Origin of the sequence: Klebsiella grimontii, assembly GCF_900200035.1 — a bacterium.
Lineage (GTDB): Bacteria > Pseudomonadota > Gammaproteobacteria > Enterobacterales > Enterobacteriaceae > Klebsiella > Klebsiella grimontii.
Map to the genome: position 1 here is coordinate 502297 of NZ_FZTC01000019.1, position 18294 is coordinate 520590.

General features: G+C 54.9%; 15 protein-coding genes. 4 read left to right on the forward strand and 11 right to left on the reverse strand.

Annotated elements, in window-relative coordinates:
* Window positions 1-3 precede the first annotated feature (3 nt).
* From urtD to KOSB73_RS17185, 6 genes are all read right to left on the reverse strand, one after another.
* Entirely contained in the window at window positions 4-801 is a 798-nt protein-coding gene (gene urtD / locus KOSB73_RS17160; protein ID WP_004136315.1) for an urea ABC transporter ATP-binding protein UrtD, read from the reverse strand.
* On the reverse strand, window positions 801-1874 hold the full coding sequence (gene urtC, locus KOSB73_RS17165; protein ID WP_024358055.1) for an urea ABC transporter permease subunit UrtC: 1074 nt from the start codon (window positions 1872-1874) through the stop codon (window positions 801-803). The genes urtD and urtC overlap by 1 nt, the downstream gene beginning before the upstream one ends.
* Window positions 1874-3448: an urea ABC transporter permease subunit UrtB gene (gene urtB / locus KOSB73_RS17170; RefSeq protein ID WP_004136307.1), complete on the reverse strand. Its 1575-nt coding sequence runs from the start codon at window positions 3446-3448 to the stop codon at window positions 1874-1876. Before urtB ends, urtC begins: the two co-directional genes overlap by 1 nt.
* Before the next feature lie 84 nt (window positions 3449-3532).
* Complete coding sequence (gene urtA, locus KOSB73_RS17175) at window positions 3533-4804, reverse strand: urea ABC transporter substrate-binding protein (protein WP_004136305.1); 1272 nt, start codon at window positions 4802-4804, stop codon at window positions 3533-3535.
* A gap of 176 nt (window positions 4805-4980) precedes the next feature.
* A complete protein-coding gene (locus KOSB73_RS17180) occupies window positions 4981-6084 on the reverse strand; it encodes a cobalamin-independent methionine synthase II family protein (protein WP_004136304.1) in 1104 nt (367 codons plus the stop codon).
* Window positions 6085-6233: 149 nt separating this feature from the next.
* A complete protein-coding gene (locus KOSB73_RS17185; RefSeq protein ID WP_004136302.1) occupies window positions 6234-6626 on the reverse strand; it encodes a rhodanese-like domain-containing protein in 393 nt (130 codons plus the stop codon).
* A gap of 67 nt (window positions 6627-6693) precedes the next feature.
* On the opposite strand from KOSB73_RS17185, the gene ftrA reads away from it, so the two are divergent.
* Both ftrA and mgtS read left to right on the forward strand, forming a co-directional pair.
* A complete protein-coding gene (gene ftrA, locus KOSB73_RS17190; RefSeq protein WP_098140734.1) occupies window positions 6694-7704 on the forward strand; it encodes a transcriptional regulator FtrA in 1011 nt (336 codons plus the stop codon).
* A 135-nt stretch (window positions 7705-7839) separates the two neighbouring features.
* Window positions 7840-7935 carry a protein MgtS gene (gene mgtS, locus KOSB73_RS17195; protein ID WP_004136299.1) on the forward strand — a complete coding sequence of 32 codons (96 nt, stop codon included), beginning with the start codon at window positions 7840-7842 and terminating at the stop codon, window positions 7933-7935.
* A 192-nt stretch (window positions 7936-8127) separates the two neighbouring features.
* Here the strand turns inward: mgtS and KOSB73_RS17200 are convergent, their stop codons facing one another.
* The 4 genes from KOSB73_RS17200 to KOSB73_RS17215 all read right to left on the reverse strand — a co-directional run bounded on the left by KOSB73_RS17200 (window position 8128) and on the right by KOSB73_RS17215 (window position 15783).
* Entirely contained in the window at window positions 8128-8463 is a 336-nt protein-coding gene (locus KOSB73_RS17200) for a hypothetical protein (protein ID WP_004136297.1), read from the reverse strand.
* An 88-nt stretch (window positions 8464-8551) separates the two neighbouring features.
* Window positions 8552-8884: a hypothetical protein gene (locus KOSB73_RS17205; protein WP_074168743.1), complete on the reverse strand. Its 333-nt coding sequence runs from the start codon at window positions 8882-8884 to the stop codon at window positions 8552-8554.
* Between the two features lie 48 nt (window positions 8885-8932).
* Window positions 8933-14053, reverse strand: a complete 5121-nt coding sequence (locus KOSB73_RS17210; protein ID WP_098140735.1) for a DUF637 domain-containing protein — start codon at window positions 14051-14053, stop codon at window positions 8933-8935.
* A 53-nt stretch (window positions 14054-14106) separates the two neighbouring features.
* Entirely contained in the window at window positions 14107-15783 is a 1677-nt protein-coding gene (locus KOSB73_RS17215) for a ShlB/FhaC/HecB family hemolysin secretion/activation protein (RefSeq protein WP_049087271.1), read from the reverse strand.
* 413 nt (window positions 15784-16196) lie between these two features.
* Here KOSB73_RS17215 and KOSB73_RS17220 point away from each other — a divergent pair, with 413 nt between their 5' ends.
* Both KOSB73_RS17220 and KOSB73_RS17225 read left to right on the forward strand, forming a co-directional pair.
* Window positions 16197-16685 carry a DinB family protein gene (locus KOSB73_RS17220; RefSeq protein ID WP_004136292.1) on the forward strand — a complete coding sequence of 163 codons (489 nt, stop codon included), beginning with the start codon at window positions 16197-16199 and terminating at the stop codon, window positions 16683-16685.
* Between the two features lie 144 nt (window positions 16686-16829).
* Window positions 16830-17108 (forward strand): hypothetical protein, encoded by a 279-nt coding sequence (locus tag KOSB73_RS17225; protein ID WP_049087272.1) that lies wholly within the window; start codon window positions 16830-16832, stop codon window positions 17106-17108.
* A gap of 145 nt (window positions 17109-17253) precedes the next feature.
* Here the strand turns inward: KOSB73_RS17225 and KOSB73_RS17230 are convergent, their stop codons facing one another.
* The gene (locus KOSB73_RS17230; RefSeq protein WP_004136288.1) at window positions 17254-18285 is read right to left on the reverse strand and encodes a methionine synthase; all 1032 of its coding nucleotides are present in this window, start codon (window positions 18283-18285) and stop codon (window positions 17254-17256) included.
* Between the last annotated feature and the right edge of the window lie 9 nt (window positions 18286-18294).

Sequence of the window (18294 nt, forward strand, 5' to 3'; positions counted from 1 at the left end):
TCCTTAGCGTCCGAGATAAACTTCAATCACCTGTTCGTTGGCCTTCACTTCCCGCAGCGATCCTTCCGCCAGCACCTGCCCCTGATGCAGCACCGTCACCCGGTCGGCGATAGTCTCGACAAAGCCCATATCATGCTCAACCACCATCAGCGAATGCTGCCCGGCCAGGGTGCGGAACAGCTCGGCGGTATATTCTGTCTCCGCATCGGTCATCCCGGCGGCGGGTTCGTCCAGCAGCAGCAGATGCGGCTCCTGCACCAGCAGCATGCCGATTTCAAGGAACTGCTTTTGCCCGTGCGACAACAAGCCCGCCGGTCGATAGCGTTCGCCCTCCAGCCGCAGCAGGCGCAGGGTTTCGCTGATTCGGTCAGCCTGCTCGCTGTTCAGACGCGCCCGCAGGCTGGCCCACACCGACTTATCGCCTTTCATTGCCAGTTCGAGATTCTCTGCCACCGTCAGCGCCTCAAAAACCGTCGGTTTCTGAAACTTGCGCCCGATGCCCTGGCGAGCGATCGCGATGGGATCGAGGGTCGTTAAGTCCACCGACTGATCGTAAAGCGCCCTGCCGCTCTGCGGCCGGGTTTTACCGGTGATTACGTCCATCAGAGTAGTTTTCCCGGCGCCGTTCGGCCCGATCACGCAGCGTAGCTCGCCGACGCCAATCTGCAGCGACAGGTTGGTCAGCGCCTGAAAACCGTCAAAGTTGACGTTAATCTCTTCCAGCTGCAGCACCGGATCGGTCTGCTCGCGAAAACGGTCCGTCGGAAGCTGGCGGGTGAAGAGCTCCTCATCCGGTTGCATCAGCGATCTCCTCTACGCAGCAGGCCAATGACCCCACGCGGTAAAAATAGCGTCACGATAATAAAAATCAGCCCGAGAAAGAGCTGCCAGTACTCCGGCATCGCCACGGTAAAGTAGCTTTTCGCGCCGTTGACCAGACCTGCGCCGAGCACCGGACCGATTAAGGTTCCGCGCCCGCCGAGCGCCACCCAGATTGCCGCTTCAATAGAGTTAGTTGGCGACATTTCGCTGGGGTTGATGATCCCGACCTGCGGCACGTACAGCGCCCCCGCCAGGCCGCACAGTACGGCTGAAAGCGTCCATACCAGCAGCTTAAAGCCGCGCGGATCGTAACCGCAGAACATCAGGCGGTTTTCCGCATCCCGCACCGCCGTCAGCACGCGGCCAAATTTACTCTGCGCCAGCAGATAGCCAATCCACAGGGTGAGCAGCAGCAGCAACACCGTCGCCATAAACAGCGTCGCCCGGGTGCTGATGGCGGTGACGGAGAAACCGAGCAGCGTGGTAAAGCCGGTAAAACCGTTGTTCCCGCCAAAGCCGGTTTCGTTACGGAAAAACAGCAGCATCCCGGCGTAGGTCAGCGCCTGGGTCATGATCGAAAAATAGACGCCTTTGATTTTTGAGCGAAAGGCAAACCAGCCGAACACCAGGGCCAGCAGACCGGGCACCAGCACCACCAGCAGCATGGCCCAGGCGAAATGCTGGGTGCCCCACCAGAACCACGGCAGTTCGCTCCACGATAAAAACGACATAAAGGCCGGTAATCCGTCGCCCGCCGCCTGGCGCATCAGGTACATGCCCATGGCGTAGCCGCCGAGGGCAAAAAAGATCCCGTGGCCGAGCGAGAGCATCCCGGCATAGCCCCAGACCAAATCCAGCGCCACGGCGACAATGGCGTAGCAGAGGATCTTGCCGGTCAGCGTCAGCAGCCAGGTGGAGACCGCCAGCGGATGCGTGGCCGGCAGCAGCGCCAGAAACGGCATACTCAACAGCCCCAGCAGCAGCACGACGCCGAGCCAGCGTAGCGGGCGCGGCGCTTTACGCGCCAGCGTTAAGGTAATAGGTTGGCTCATCAGTCAATAACCCTCCCTTTGAGGGCGAACAGTCCCTGGGGACGTTTCTGGATAAACAGGATAATCAAGACCAGGATCAGGATTTTGCCCAGCACTGCCCCCATCTGCGGTTCAAGGATTTTGTTAAAGATGCCAAGACCGAACGCCGCCGCCACGCTGCCGGCTAGCTGCCCAACGCCGCCGAGCACCACCACGAGGAAGGAGTCGATAATATAGCCCTGGCCCAGCTCCGGCCCGACGTTGCCGAGCTGCGACAGCGCGACGCCGCCCAGCCCGGCAATCCCCGAGCCGAGGCCAAACGCCAGCATATCGACGCGCCCGGTCGGCACGCCGCAGCAGGCCGCCATCGCGCGGTTTTGCGTCACCGCCCGCACGTTCATCCCCAGCCGGGTCTTGTTCAGCGTCAGCCAGGTGAAGAGCAGCACCAGTAGCACAAAGGCCAGCACCGCCAGACGGTTCCACGGCAGGATGAGATTCGGCAGAACCTGCACGCCGCCGGAGAGCCACGCCGGATTGGCGACTTCAACGTTCTGCGCGCCGAACAGCATTCGCACCAGTTGGATGAGCATCAGGCTGATGCCCCACGTGGCGAGTAGCGTCTCCAGCGGGCGCCCGTAGAGATGGCGGATCACGGTGCGTTCCAGCGCCATACCAATACCGCCGGTGATCAGGAATGCCACCGGCAGCGCAATCAGCGGATAGAAGGCCAGCCACTGCGGAGCCAGCTGCGCCAGCGCCTGCTGCACCAGCCAGCAGCTGTAGGCGCCAATCATCAGCATCTCACCGTGGGCCATATTGATCACCCCCAGCAGACCGTAGGTGATGGCCAGGCCGAGCGCAGCGAGCAGCAGGACCGAGCCGAGGGACAGGCCCATAAAAGCCTGGCCGAGAAGATCGCCCAACAGCAGGCGATGCTGGATTTTGCTCAGGCTCTCCTGGGCCGCCGCGCGAATCGCCGGGTCTGGCTCATGTTGCGCATCGGTATACGGCGTCAACAGCGCCTGGGTTTCCGGGTCGCCGGAGTGGCCGAGCAGCGCGATGGCCGCCAGCCTCTGCGCGGGCTGCGGGCTGGCAAGCTGTAAACGGGCCAGCGCAATTTCCAGCTGCGATTTCACCGCGCCGTCGCTTTCCGCCGTCAGACGCTGCTGAAGAAGACCCGCCATCTCGGGCGTCGCTTCGCGCTGAAGGGTTTTCACCGCCGCCGCCCTTTCAGTGACGTTGTCACTTACCAGTAAATGCGTCGCCAGCGCGCCTGCCGCCAGGTTACGCAGGCGGTTGGTCAGGCGTACCGGTTTTGTCGCCCCCTCGGGCGCCGCAACCGCGCCCAGCGCCAGCAGCGTTTCCCCCTGCTTGCTGAACGCATGACCGCCGCTGTCCGATTGTAATGTTTCGCTCTTCAGCGCCCGCAGCAGCGGTAAACGCGAGGCTTCGGGCGCGGCGGCCCACCGTTCAAGCAGCTGAGCCTGCTGGCTGCGATTGGCCGCCACAAAATCGTCGGCGTCCGCTGCCTGCGCCCGCCACGGTAGCAATACCATGAGCAGCGCGAAGTAACACATGAGGCGCAATGCGTTCATGGTCGTTCTCCTTTTCGGGGAAATCCGGGCTTTGGGCCCGGAGGACTGAGTCAATCATCCCGGCGCAGCGCCGGGGTCTGGCGCTTAGTTGCTGGCGGTTTTCACCGGGTGATCCGGCTTTTTGTCATTACCGGCAATCCACGGGCTCCACGGCTGGGCGCGTACCGGTTCTTCGGTCTGCCAGACCACGTTAAACTGGCCGTTGCTTTCGATTTCGCCGATCATCACCGGTTTATGCAGATGGTGGTTGGTGGCATCCATGGTCAGGGTAAAGCCTGACGGCGCCTTAAAGGTTTGCCCGGCCATCGCTTCGCGCACTTTGTCCACATCGGTGGTGCCCGCTTTGGTCACCGCCTGCGCCCACATGTGCAGGCCAACCCACGTCGCTTCCATCGGATCATTGGTTACGACGGTATCGGCGTTCGGCAGCTTGTGGGCTTTGGCGTACGCGCGATAATCGGCGACAAACTGTTTGTTGGTTGGGTTATCAACGGATTCAAAGTAGTTCCACGCCGCGAGGTTGCCCACCAGCGGTTTGGTATCAATGCCGCGTAGCTCCTCCTCCCCCACGGAAAAAGCCACCACCGGCACGTCTGTCGCTTTCAGGCCCTGGTTGGCCAGCTCTTTATAGAACGGGACGTTGGAATCGCCGTTGATGGTAGAAACCACCGCCGTTTTGCCGCCGGCGGAAAATTTCTTGATGTTGGCGACGATAGTCTGATAGTCGCTGTAGCCGAACGGGGTATAGACTTCTTCGATATCTTTATCCTGAATCCCTTTGGCATGCAGGAAAGCGCGGAGAATTTTGTTGGTGGTGCGCGGATAGACGTAGTCGGTACCCAGCAGGAAGAAGCGTTTCGCCCCGCCGCCGTCTTCGCTCAGCAGGTATTCCACCGCCGGAATTGCCTGCTGGTTTGGCGCCGCGCCGGTGTAGAACACGTTCGGCGACATCTCTTCGCCTTCGTACTGTACCGGGTAGAAGAGCAGACCGTTCAGCTCTTCAAACACCGGCAGAACCGATTTACGCGATACGGAGGTCCAGCAGCCGAACACCGCCGCCACCTTATCCTGGGTCAGCAGCTGCCGCGCTTTTTCGGCGAACAGCGGCCAGTTTGACGCCGGGTCCACCACGACAGGTTCCAGTTTTTTACCCAGCACGCCGCCTTTGGCGTTGATGTCGTCGATAGCCATCAGGGCAACATCTTTCAGCGGGGTTTCAGAAATCGCCATCGTCCCGGAAAGCGAGTGCATAATGCCGACTTTAATGGTGTCGGCGGCATAAACCTGCAGGGAGAAGCCCATGCTGATAACAGAGGCGGAGAGAGCAAAAGCTTTTAATAATGTACGACGCTGCATGTGTGTCACTCCTGAATAGCGCAAAGACAAAAAATGAATTAACGACTAACCGGAAGTGATAAGGCAAAAACAATGCCAGGTTGCGAAATAGCCTGAAAGCGCGGCGGAATATGGGGGAAATAAAAGGGAGTGCGCCGCGTTGCCTTAAAATAGTGCAACGCTGCGCTATGAAGAGATTACCAGACCTGTGCGGCGATGCCGGTAACCAGGCGGACTTTGTCCCACTGCTGGGCTTCCGTCAGGGAATTCCCCTCTTCGGTGGAGGCAAAGCCGCACTGCGGGCTGAGGCAGATCTGCGCCAGCGGGACGTACTGCGCCGCTTCCCGCAGGCGAGCCTTCACGCCTTCCGGGTTTTCCAGCTCGCCGTTTTTAGTGGTGATCAGCCCCAGCACCACCTGCTGATGGCCGGGACGAATATAGCGCAGCGGCGCGAAGTCGCCGGAGCGGTCGTTATCATATTCGAGGAAAAACGCGTCGATGTTAACGCCGCCGAACAGCACTTCGGCTACCGGCTCGTAGCCGCCCTCGGAGATCCAGGTCGAGCGGAAGTTACCGCGACACACGTGCAGGCCAACGGTCAGATCCTCCGGCTTCCCTTCCAGTGCCTTATTCAGGACGCGGGCATAAATGCGCGCCAGTTCATCCGGATCTTCGCCGCGATCGCGAACCTGCTGACGCTGTTCATCAGAGCACAGGTAGGCCCAGACGGTGTCATCGAGCTGTAAATACCGGCAGCCCGCATCGTAGAAGGCGCGAATGGCGTCGCGCCAGGTGGTCGCCAGGTCATCGAAATAGTCGGCGAGGTCCGGATATACCGTCGCGTCGATATCTTTGCGCCCGCCGCGGAAGTGAAGCACGCTCGGGCTGGGAATGGTCATTTTCGGCTGCGCGCTGCCGCTGACGCTCTTCAGATAGCGAAAATCTTCCAGCATCGGGTGATCGCCGAAGGCCAGTTTACCGGTGACGCGAACCCCGTGCGCTTTGGTCTGTACCCCGTTGAACTGGATACCTTTTTCTGAATCGTAGCGCTCAACGCCCTGTAAACCGTCAAAGAAATCAAAGTGCCACCACGCGCGGCGAAACTCACCGTCGGTCACCACGTGCAGCCCGCACTCGCACTGCTGCTGCACCAGATGGCGAATCGCCTCATTTTCTATCTGCCGCAGCTGCTGCGCGTCAATAGCGCCTGCGGCCAGCTGCTGGCGGGCCTGTTTGATGGCGTCCGGACGTAAAAAGCTGCCGACGATATCTGCGCGGAACGGGGCCTGATGACGTTGCATGGTGTCTCCTTAGCGGCGGGCAAGGTTAGTTGCCCACCGTGATAGTTCATTATTTGAATTTTTAGACTTCTGGATGGCTATATGTCCAGATACTGGCATGCTGAGGATTCATCGGCAAACGACAATATTTCATGGCACATGAAATAAATTCATTTTGCGAAGGGCAAGCCTTCATCTTCCCAGCCGGTCAGGCCGCCGAGCATCATTTTGACCGGACGCCCCAGTAGCGCCAGCTTCATGGCGGCGACGTCCGCCCCGTTGCAGTGCGGCCCGGCGCAGTAGACCACAAACAGCGTCTCCTGAGGCCATTGCGCCATTCTGGCTTCATCTATCTGGCGGTGCGGTAAATGCAGGGCGCCCGGGAGGTGCCGACGGGCAAAGGTTTCCTCACTGCCGACGACATGTAGCAGAACAAAATCTACGTCTCCTTCGCGCATCGCGCTGTAGACATCGGCGCAGTCGGTCTCGAGGCTTAGCTTATGACGAAACCAGGCGGCAGCGTCGGTAGAACTGGCGGGGGCAATCGCGGTTACAACACTCATGGCATCTTCTCCTTGTCTGTGATACCACTACTTTAATTAACCGCCTGCGCGACATCTGCCGAGAACCATGACTGAAAACGCTGAAATCATGACAATTACATCCATGACGTTGTCACATCATCGGGTTGTTGCTCTGGCCTACGATGGCCTGTGTACCTTTGAATTTGGCGTCGCCGTCGAGATCTTTGGCCTGCCGCGCCCTGAGATGGGTGAGCGCTGGTATCGTTTTGCTGTGGCCGCCGTCGACGAAGGCGAGCTGCGGGCGACCGGCGGGATTCGGCTGATGACCGACGGCGGTATGGCGCTGTTAGGCGAAGCGGACACCATCGTGGTGCCGGGCTGGCGCGGTATCGACTCCCCCGTGCCGCCGCGGCTGTGCGAAGCGCTGGTCGCCGCCCATGCGCGAGGCTGCCGGATCATTTCTATCTGTTCCGGGGTTTTCGTTCTGGCCGCCGCCGGGTTGCTGAACGGCCGCCAGGCGACCACCCACTGGCGCTATACCGACCAGCTGCGGGCGCGGTTTCCGCAGATTGAAGTGGTCGATGACGTGCTGTACGTCGGCGCAGAAGGCGTAATGACCTCGGCAGGCAGCGCCGCGGGTATCGATTTATGTTTGCACCTGGTGCGCGAGGACTTTGGCCTCGACGCGGCGAATCTTGTCGCCCGACGCCTGGTGGTTTCCCCCCATCGCGACGGCGGGCAGGCGCAGCAGATTGTTCGCCCGGTGGCTAAAGCGCGGGAGAGTCTGCGGCTGGGGCAATTATTTGATTTTCTACATCAGAATCTCGCCGCTAGCCACACCGTGGCATCTCTGGCGGCAAGAGCCGGCATGGGCCCCAGGACGTTTTTGCGCCGTTTCGAAGACGCCACCGGCAAAACCCCTGCCCGCTGGCTGCTTGACGAGCGCCTGCAGCGCGCCACGCAGCATTTAACCCACAGCCGGCTGAGCGTTGAACAGATTGCCGAGCTTTGCGGTTTTTCTAACACCAGCACCCTGCGCCACCACTTTCGCCAGCAGTTTGATCTTAGCCCGTTGCAGTACAGAAAGAAGATAATGGTGGACAAAAACGTAATGTGATTTATCGCCAGAATAGTCACGCCGGGCAATTTGTTAAGCATTTGTTTAGACTAGTCGGGCTAAGATGTATCCAACAACCGTAAACCTGTTCAATGAGGACAATATAGCGCATAGCAAAGCTTATGGAGGTTAATCATGCTGGGAAATATGCATGTATTTATGGCAGTTCTGGGAATCATTCTGTTCTTTGGATTTCTTGCCGCGTATCTAAGCCACAAATGGGATGACTGATGAACGACGATAATCCCCACCCGTAAACGCCCCCTGCTGCTGATGCACCTGGGGGCGTTCCTTTTTTGGCTTGCGTCGTTATTTCTCTACGAAACTCATATCCGTCCTTTTCCTGTAGACCCTGACTCAAGACGATCTTTCCATCAGCGTTGGGTACTAACTTAATTGTTATCATTACGGTATATATGAATCCTATCTTATTACTGGCCCATCCCACTCAAGTTTATGCCGCATTTCTTCCGGAACAAGAGAGAAGAGCATTGAAAGTCGTTGCAACTGCTCGTTATAAAGTACGCTCTTTTTCACATCACACATTTCATAGTAGTTCTTCGCCCCCCAATTTAAAAAATCAATGTCCATATCATTAAAATACTCATTCTTAAGTAAAAAAGAAAACTTATGAATAAGCTGGGCCTCATAATATATTGATTTATCTAAACATTTTAATAACCCACTCTTGGTTGCAACACGATTTATTTGTTGTATAGAACTCTGGTAAATCTCAAGGTATACGTCTTTTTTTTCCATACTTCCTATGCCTTCACACTTGAATTACACTCTAATTGCTTCACCCCTGAGAGCCTAAACAATCTTTAGCATTAAACACTTAAAACGTCTAACAGCAAGGGCCATTCCATTCAAGCAACCCTTTCATTTCTTCGGGAACCATAGCAAATAACAAAGAAATCCTTTTCACCTGAGAAGGATAAAGAATACTCTTATTTTTGTCACAGTTTTCATAATACCATCTAGCCCGGGAATTTAAAAAACTTATATCATTTTTAGTAAAACTTTTATACTTGAGCAATAAGTGAAATTGGCAAACAAGTTCTGACTCATAATAGGTAGACCTGTCTTTAAGCCTGGCTAGAGGGTTATGCGTTGCTATATTCCTTATATGAGGCAACGACCAAAAAAGCATATCTAAATAGACTTCACTTTTATCCATTTTGCTCTCCACCTCTCCATGGCCTCCTCGGAGGCCATGGAGAAAAAATTATTTTCTCATCGGAATCCGGAACTTACTACCTGAATAATTAGCATCATAATTCCAGCGACCATTTTTTATCAGACCTTCTATATATTTTGTACTCCCTGTCTCATTATATAGCTCAATTGCCGCTACCATGCGATGGTTTCCCTCTGACACATAATATATCCCTTTTAAATCTCTAAACCCAGCAACGATAAATTCGTCTTTATCAAATTTAAATGTCCCATCTTTCATCAATTTTTTGTAATAATCAACCTTTGCTGGTTGCCCTAAACCAACTTGTGTACTTTTTATGTACGCGGGAACACCTTTTTGTGACAGAATGCCGACTTCAGTAAGATATTTCCCGATAGCGGGGGCTACAACCTTACCAACGCCCCAACCTGCGGCCCACATCGCAGCATCAGCCAGAGCATCCTTACCCCATAACTTTAATCCGCAACCCGTGCCAGCAGTCCATCCGCAGGTATCGAATCGGTCATATGCATTTTCCCCCATCTGCTGATACTGTCCGGCGATGTCAAATCCAATCTGGATCCCCAGCTCTCTGTAACCACTTGCGCCAGCTATTCCGGCCAGCATTTCATTAATACAGTCACCATTACCAGCAGCCCTGCAGCTTTCAAACTGTTTCTCATTTTTGGCTGACAATTGTGCCATTTCCTTGCGCACACCAGCTTCACAACCGCCGCTCCCTTTACAGTCAGCCAGCTTTTTCGCCATCCTTGCAGGCTCATCGTGCATCAAAAAATTATATCGCAGGACGCTTTCTGCGGCATTAGCCCCACTATTGGCGCCGCCGGATGAGTTTGTTACAGCAGCCCCTGTGATTGCTCCAATAATCCTACCGGCAGACTGAATCTGATTATTCCGCGTAGCGGGTTCAACGAATATTTCACCGAGGGTAATTGCTGCCAGCTCCGCCGCTAACGCTCCGGCAGCGGCCCCTTTCCCGTCACCACGACCAATTTCAGCGCTGATACCGGCAACCACCGCATGACTCAGCGACTTGCCCGGTATACCCAGAACCTCGCCGTTATCGCCAATCAGCCCGGCCCCTTCGGCATTAATCTGGTTGCCAATATTCGCCAGCAGGGCATTAGTCAGGTTATCCTTAAAACTGCCGCCATTGATGGCGGTGTTCAGGCTTGAGCTGATAACCGACTGGCCGGCCACGCGCTGGACGATTTTTCCCCATCCCTCGTTTTTGACCAGCGCCGGTAACTGGGCCTTGTCGGGCGGAACATCAATATTCATGACCTTATCAAAGCCCGCCAGCGCGCCCCCGATAACCATAGAGGTGGCCAGCGATTTGACCGAACTGCTGCTTCCCAGCGCCGACAGCGTTTTTGACAGATTTCCCTGATTTTCCACCAGTGCCACGGCGGCCTGTGCAGCCAGCGAAGACATCCCGGCTGTAACCGCGCCGGTCGTTACTGCGCCACCACCCACGGTGGAAGTTACTGAAGATGCAACTGTCGCCGCCAGTGAACTGCCTGCGGTGGCCGCAGCTGCTGCGATAGCGATTACTGCCGCCACTGCCGGATTCAGGCTCTGACTTTTATAATTCCAGCTGTCGTAAGCATCTTTAACCGTATTCCACTGAACATCGCTGCGTGAATTCAGTCCCTTCAGCCACTCTGTACCGGGTAACGCCGCCAGAGCAGTAATCGCGCCCTGCAAAGCCTGACCATTTTTCGCTTTGATATCGGCACTGATGCCGCTTGCCGCGTTGACCGTCAATTTTCCGCCAGCATGAATAGACGGAAGCACCCATTTACCTTCGCTGTAGCCTTTATTTGCCTGTTTGATATAGAAGCCTTTCGAGGTGCTGACAGTCTGCTCGAAAGTGGTGTTTTTCACCGCCAGGAAATTAACTTTGCCGTTGGTACTGGTCAGCGTGGCGTTCTTTTTTGCCTCGATTTTACTGGCTTCATAGGTACTGTCATCGCGACTCAGCAGGCTGAGATTGCCTCCCGCAATAAACTCCGTCACCCGGTTGGTGGTGGTGTGTTTCGTTTGTTTGACGGTGGTTTTCTTACCCCACCACTTTCTCTTCGTGGTTTGACGTTCGTAATGACTGGACTCTTCCATCGCCTGGGCATAGAGCCAGCCACCTTTTGCTGCAACATCCATCGCCCCTTTTGCCAGTAAACGCGATGCCTGAAAAAGAATGCTGCCACCCGAGATAACCGTCAGTGCTCCACCTGAATTCAGCGTGACGCCTGTCTGGCTAACGCTTTCCGTCCAGCTGTTCCTGGACTCACGGTATACCGTCCCCCGGGCGGACTGAAACTGCATATTCCCGCCAGAGGTCAGCGTGATGTTACCGTCAGAGGTCAGCGTACTGCCGTCAGCCCGGATACCTCCGTTTGCCGCCAGAGTCAGGCTTTTCGCACCGTGCAGGCGGGTCAGTACGTTGAGTTCATCCCTGTTATTGTCATTACTGCTGTCCGTTACGCCATATCCGTATGCGCCCAGCCAGAGAAGTTTCCCTGCCTGCAGCGTCGCGCTTTTCCCGGCGACAATATGAGCGCCCTGCACGCCGATATCTGCCGCTGAGCTGATGAGCAGATTACCTCCTGCTTTCAGGTTGCTGCGTAATTCAGGTATCCGGCTGTCCGGAAAAAACTCACTGTAGAGGTCACTCAGGCTCCGCATGTTCAGGTCAGTATTGGCAGCCGATGAGAGGCTGATATTCCCGCCGGCTTCGAGCCCTGCACCATACAGAGACAGCCGCCGGCCGCTCAGGGTGATATCACCCGAAGCACGCAGCGGCTCTCCCGGTAACATCCGGTTAAACAGCTCCTGCTTGCGGGCGTAGGTCAGGACTGCACCAGGTCGCCCGTGCCACAGCATGGCGTCATTTTTATCAAACGTGATATCCCCATTGGCAACCAGAGAAATATTCTGGCTCAGGACAGGAAAACGCGTGTTCCTGAGCAGAATATTACCACCTGCGGTGAGTGATAAATCACGTGAAGCCTCCAGGCTTCCCAGCCAGCGTAGCCCGTCAGAATGGAAAAAGTTGGGCCACTCGCTGGTATGAGAGGTGACATCACCGCCGCGACTGACCAGGGTAATGTTCTGTCCTTTGAGCTCACTCTGCCAGGACTCAACACTTACGCCCGCCAGAACCGAGATATCCTTTCCGGCCGTCATCAGCGCCAGCGCCATTTTTGTGCCACGGTCTGACTGTAAGGTAATATCCCCTGAGGCCTTCATCACATCGGTGGTAACAATGCTTCCGGCGCGCAGCAGGATATTTCTGGCTGTCATCGTGTCCGGTCGGGCCATCACTTCCGAATACTGAACGTTCGTGACGTAGGGCTCTTTACTCTCAATACGTTCAGAAAAATCCGCCACCAGATTACCGCCGGCAGAAAGTATTGCTGGAGAGATCGTCGGATTTTTCCAGCTATTGATCTCGCCTGTTTTCTGGAACGTATAAGTTCTATTTTGTTTCCCGGCAATAGTTAACTGACTTTCAGGAACCGCAGGTGACGCAGTATTAGATGGACGATACGCCGTATTATAGGAGGACCAGGTATCCCTGGTACCGGTGATTCCACTGATATGATTAAACGTTTTTCCAGTGAGAATCAGATCTTGATTTGCTTTTATAAGACTTTCGTTATTAGTCAGATGAGTGGTATTGAGATAAGCATTTCTGCCAGCCTGAATGGCGGCTGCGGACGATGTAGCGGTTCGCCGATATTCTTTTCTGGCGGTATTGACCAGGTTCGACTGGTTAAAATTAGCAGTACCAAACCATTTGCCGCCTAATGTCGCATCCCAGTAAATCACATCAGCCAGGGTAATGTTTCCAGAAGCATGCCTGATAGCACTGATAGTACGGGATTGGGGAAGGTTAACAAATGCTGTTGAATTGGGACTGATATCTTTCCATTCGTAAGTCAGTACATCACGAATGTTATTTAGCGTTTCTGAACGTATTATCAGGTCGCCCGTATTGGTCTGAATGCGAGCCGACCGATTCTCCACAAGTGTGGCTTTGTTACCCTGGGCATCCTTCTGTACCCACAGATTTTTATGGCTGTGTAATGACGCACCGTTACCCGTATTGCGTACCGTCGACGCAAATACCCGCATATCCCCGTGGGCTGTGGTGCTGCTGCGGTTATCCACTGTGGTCGCCGCCAGCGTCAGATCACGCTCTGCACGCACGCTGCTGCCGGCTAGCGTAACGATTTCCCGGCCGCTGATATTCAGGTCTGTCTGAGCTTTGACATTACTGAGGGTGATTTTCCCGGCCGTCGTCAGGGAAATATCCCGCTGAGTTGAGGTCACATTGCTCAGGTTGACGCCGACCCCGGCTTCAGTGGCGACCAGGCGGATTTTACCGGCATACATGCCGCCAAGCGCCTTTGTATCGACAGCAAGCTGAGGCTTTGCACCCTCACCAGCAATGGGTTTTACCGTGCCGTCCTTAAAGCTGATCCGGTTCGCGCCCTGAGTCAGGGTGAGGGTTTTCGCGTTAATTTTGCCGTTCAGTTCAGTGGCCCGGCTGATGACATCAACATATTCAGCGCCGGCCCCATCCAGGCCGTTACCGCCGATAATCACCGCACCTTTTTTGACTTCAAGGGCATCGAGCGCCCCTTGTTTATCAAACTGCGGTTTGCCCGTCGTCAGAGTGACTGACGGGGTATTGATGAAACCACATCCGTCACAGGTGATGCCATTCGGGTTGGCAATCATCACGCCGGTTTTATTGCCGAAGACTTCCAGCCTGCCTTTCAGTTCAGAACGGTTGCCGCTGGTCACCTCGTTAATAATCAGTTCGGCCGGTTTACCTTTGAGTCTGGCATTGCCGTTGTCGATGGTGACGCCAAGCTGTGTTTTCCCGCCCTGCGTGGCGTTATTCAGCACCGCGCCCGGCGTTCCCACGTTAAAATCCTGGTAGGTGTTGTGCGATATACCGGCCGCGTTGGGCGTGGCGATATTCACCACCGGGACATTACCGGGTTTCATCGCGACCTGAGTGTTGCCATTCGCGGCAGTGATACCCGCGGCAATAGCGGGATGCAGAGGCTGAACGGCGGTGAGGTATATCAGCAGCCAGCTGGCCCCACGGGCCAGCGGATGTGCGAGTTTATCCATGTCAGAACATCCTGTATTAAGGAGCCGTCATAGCCCCTGCTGTGTGCCGGCAGTTAAAGTGAAACGGTGGCCTGCCAGTAAACCACGTGTTTATCCGGAGTGAGTCTGTCGGGGTACGACAGCGGCACCCCCAGCGTCAGGGACTGGCTGAACCAGCGGCCAGCCAGCTCCAGTCCGACGGAAGCCCCTGTCAGCGTTCCGCCGTCGGTTATCCCTTCCTGGCGCATGACATGCCCGGTATCCAGTGCACCCGTTGCTGAGAATGCCCCCACGCCCGGCACCGTCATCCATTGCCATGTCAGTTCATTGCGCCAGTAGCTGCCGCGGTTACCGCTGAGATACTGCTCTTTAAACCCCCTGACCGAATACTGCCCTCCGACGGACAGTTGCTCACTGGCGTAGAGTCTGTCAGGCGTGGTCTGCCCCCAGGCTGAGGTCAGCCAGTACACAGAGGATGTCATGGGGTAAAACCAGCTTACGCTAACGCTGAAGCGCCGGAATTCGCTGCGGGGCAGGCCGGGATGCGCCGGGTCATCACGTGTCGCGCCGGCGAACGGGACGCCGTGAGAAAGGGACGGACCCAGCGTGAGATAGCCTCCACCGATACTCCGGCTGTAGCTCAGTCCGGCAGTCACGCTGCTGAGCGTCGGGCTGCTGACGTCAAGACGTACGCCGCCCAGCCGGTTTTCGGTTTTCCGGCGGGATAAGGCGACATCCAGCGCCAGACGTTGCTTACCGTCACGCAGTAGCGTCCGGCTGGCGGCCAGCCGCTGTGACTGCACGGTGCCTTCATAGCGCCAGCGCTGCGGGGCTCCACTAACAGAAAGCGTCTGATAAAAATCGGACCACGCATATTGCGCGCTGAACAACCAGTACCCGTAAGGAACCGAAACGCCGGCCTGAATATTACGGCTGCGTCTGTCATGGTGAAACTCACTGTCCCTGCCTGCGGCCAGCGTCCACTGGTCCGCCAGGCTCAGCGGATTGTCTGCTGTCAGACGGGCATTCAGCTGTCCGCTGCCGGTACTTTTCTGCCCGCTGTTATCTGCGCCCACATCAAGACTGACGGGAAAATGCTGGCTGACCGGTACCAGCGTTACCCAGGAAAAACCTTCCCGGCTCCCCGGCAGAATATCTACGGTCAGTGGACGTGAGTTCAGGCGGTTAAGCTGCTCCAGACCCTGTTCAGCGTCACGGAGATTGAGTACCCGGCCCTCCGCCCGGGGAAAAGCCATCCTGATGGCATTTTCCTCATGCCCCTCCAGCGTGACGGCTTCCACCTTCCCTTCTGTGACGGCAATGACCAGCGTTCCTCCGGAAATATCCTGTTCCGGTAGCCAGGCGCGTGAAGTGATGAATCCCCGGGAAAGGTAGTCCTGGGTGACATCCCGCACCCGCTCCCGGATATCCGGGAGCGTCATACAGCCCTGTTCCGGGATGGTCGTCAGTTTTCGCACGGCAGAGCGCGGGAGCACTGTGACGTTCTCCAGCCGGATATACCGGAGCTGAAAACACTGACCGTCTGGTTCTGAAGGGGGGGCTTCCGGGAGAGAGGGCGCGGATGTGGAATGGCGGAGCATATCGCGCTGCTGTTGCGTCTGTTCCAGCAATGCCTTTTGTTGTTGCTCAATGGCATTCTGGTCCGCAGGACTCAGGGGCGCTGCCGGGAGGGCTGTTGCAGTGAGGCTGCCCAGCAGAATCCCATACCTGGGAAATGACACACACGACATCAAAAACTCCGTTTTCTGAAATGTTGTGAAATCAAATGTAATGATTTGTAATCTGATGTCCATTTGATTTTCACATTTATTCGATATTTGCGCCGAAAATTTAGCCTCCATGATGTGAAATTAACCTTCACCTTAAATACAAAGTATTGCTCGATAGATCTTATGCATGCGACAAGCAGCGGATTTTTCACGCCGCCAGGGCACATGGTTGGTTTATCTTTATTTGTTGATAGCGAGTTTGAATGAAAAAACGAGGTGACAAAAAGCAGCCGTATTGCATTCGCAGGAAAAACGACAGGCTGATTCAAAGGAATGACATAATTTCTACTGCAGGGTGCTGCCTGTCAGGATGAGAAGATTTCCCTCTGCATATGTTGCTGATATGATGGTTTAATGTAAAACGGAGGCGATATATGGGTGCGGATCAGGTAGTTACGTTATTTAAGTATAAGCAATGGATAGACGCAGAAACGTTACAAGCAATAAAACGTGTTGATACCTCGGTTTATGCCCATAAACACCATCTTATGCTCAGGCTCATGAATCATATTTATGTGGTGGATATGATTTTCAGGGCTAATATTAGCGGGCAAAAACACGGTTACACAGCGCTTAATACGCCAGAGACACCGTCTGCTGATGAACTTTTGTCAAAGATGACCGAATGTACAGACTGGAATATTCAATATGTGAGCACCATGAGCGCCGTTGATTTTTCGCATAGTATAGAATTCCGCTTTGTCGATGGCGGGAAGGGTGAAATGAAAGCACTGGATATGCTCAATCATGTACTTTTTCATGGTACGTATCATCGCGGCGCTGTCGGTTGGTTGCTTTCTGAATGTGGCGTGACCCCGCCTAAGGATGTATTAACCGTCTTTCTCAGAGATCATAATCACTAGCAGCAGGCAGTAAGGACCATCTGGATTTCATATCCAAATGGTCCTTTCGGAGCGAACGATCGTGTCCGCATCGGCTAATGCCGATCGCAGGCTGGTTCTTGATAAGCTATGTTATGTTTTAAAAACACGGACAAGGAACGGCACATGCACATCAATACCAAAATGAGGATTGCGGCCCTTTTATACCTTCTGGCCGCGTACGCCGTTGCCCTGCCGGCGCTTGCGCTGTTTACAGATCTGGTGATAAACGGTGGCATTATTGATATGTGGAAAAGCGCGTATTCATTTGTCGACCTGCTTGTCCTGCGTAAAACGCTTTATCTGCAGTTTGCCGGGCTGGGCGCTATTCTGGGCTTTATCTACTGGCTGTTTTTCTTTAGAAAATACCGCCATTACGATCCACTGGATAAATATTTTAAGTAACTAGCGACGCTGCGTATGAGTATTTCCCTGCCGATAACCGCTCCGTGAGATATTAAAGCAGAGCCAGCAGCAGCGCCGCTGCCGCTGTTGCATTCGCTAGACATCTGCCAGCAACGGCGATGCTTTCCTGCCCTTTGCCAGCGGGCTATTTTCCCTGGAGCTCCCTGCGGATAATCTCCGCCCCGGCGCTTAACGCCTGCAGTTTACCTGCAGCAACCCGGCGAGATAACGGCGCCATGCCGCAGTTGGTTGACGGATAGAGTTTATCAGCTTCCACAAACTGGAGCGCTTTGCGTAAAGTCGCGGCCACCTCTTCCGGCGTTTCAATGGTATTGGTTGCCACATCTATGGCTCCAACCATGACTTTTTTACCGCGAATCAGCTCGAGCAGATCCATAGGCACCCGCGAGTTATGGCACTCCAGTGAGATAATATCGATGTTGGATGTTTGCAGCTTAGGGAACGCTTCTTCATATTGGCGCCACTCGGTTCCCAACGTTTTTTTCCAGTCGGTATTGGCCTTGATGCCGTATCCATAGCAGATATGGACCGCGGTTTCGCATTTAAGCCCTTCGATCGCTCTTTCTAACGCCGCGATGCCCCAATCATTGACCTCATCAAAAAACACATTAAAGGCTGGCTCATCAAACTGAATAATGTCGACGCCGGCGGCCTCCAGCTCTTTGGCTTCCTGGTTAAGTATCTTCGCAAATTCCCAGGCCAGTTTTTCGCGGCTTTTATAATGAGCGTCATAAAGCGTATCAATCATGGTCATGGGACCCGGCAGCGCCCATTTAATCGGTTGTTTGGTCAGCTGACGCAAAAAACGCGCATCTTCAACGAATACCGGTTTTTGTCGCTCAACGGCCCCTACCACGGTTGGTACGCTCGCGTCGTAGCGATTGCGGATTTTAACGACTTCGCGTTTTTCAAAATCAACGCCGCTGAGATGCTCGATAAACGTGGTGACAAAATGCTGACGCGTTTGCTCGCCATCGCTGACGATATCGATACCGGCGCGCAGTTGGTCGAATAAGGACAAACTCAGCGCATCTTTTTTGCCGTCGATTAATTCCTGATCGTGTAATTTCCAGGCAGACCACAGTTTCTCCGGCTCAGCAAGCCAGGAGGGTTTCGGTAAGCTGCCAGCCGTTGAAGTTGGTAATAATTTTTTCATTATCGATAA